Source organism: Pseudomonas sp. 50_B (assembly GCF_017491625.1).
Classification (GTDB): domain Bacteria; phylum Pseudomonadota; class Gammaproteobacteria; order Pseudomonadales; family Pseudomonadaceae; genus Aquipseudomonas; species Aquipseudomonas danubii.
The window spans coordinates 1-526 of sequence record NZ_JAFGYX010000090.1; the positions used below are offsets into that span (position 1 = coordinate 1).

General features: G+C 64.8%; 1 protein-coding gene. It reads left to right on the forward strand.

Annotated elements, in window-relative coordinates; genetic code table 11:
- A partial coding sequence (locus J5M73_RS31040; RefSeq protein WP_207816879.1) for a hypothetical protein occupies positions 1-467 on the forward strand: 467 nt, incomplete at its 5' end.
- Between the last annotated feature and the right edge of the window lie 59 nt (positions 468-526).

Sequence of the window (526 nt, forward strand, 5' to 3'; positions counted from 1 at the left end):
GTCCAACCGCATCGACCGAACATGAAGGAGACGCCATGAAGCTCGTGCTGTTCCTGCATCTGATTTTCGTCGCCGCGTGGATGAGCTGCGTGATCGTCGAGGGCATCTTCGAGCACGCGATCGATCGCAGTCCCGAGCAACGCGCGTTCATCTCGAAGCTGCACTGGACCACCGACAAGTATGTCGAGATCCCGGCGTTCACGATCGTGCTGATCACGGGCGCGGTCCTGCTCATGCATCGCGCGCCGACGCCGCTCCTGCTCACGAAGGTCGCGTTCGGCACGCTCGCGATCGCGCTGAACGCGGTGTGCGTGTGGATCGTGATCCGCCGCATGCGCTACGCGGCGCAAGCCGACCACGCGGCGTGGGAACGCATCGACCGCCTGCAGCACAAGCTCGGCGGTGTCGTCGCGATCTCGATGCTCGTCGCGCTCGGCATCGGCGGCTATCTGTTCGCAGGAGGATAAATGAAGGCACTGATTTTCCCGGGGCAGGGCGCGCAGGCGGCCGGCATGGGCGCCGGTCT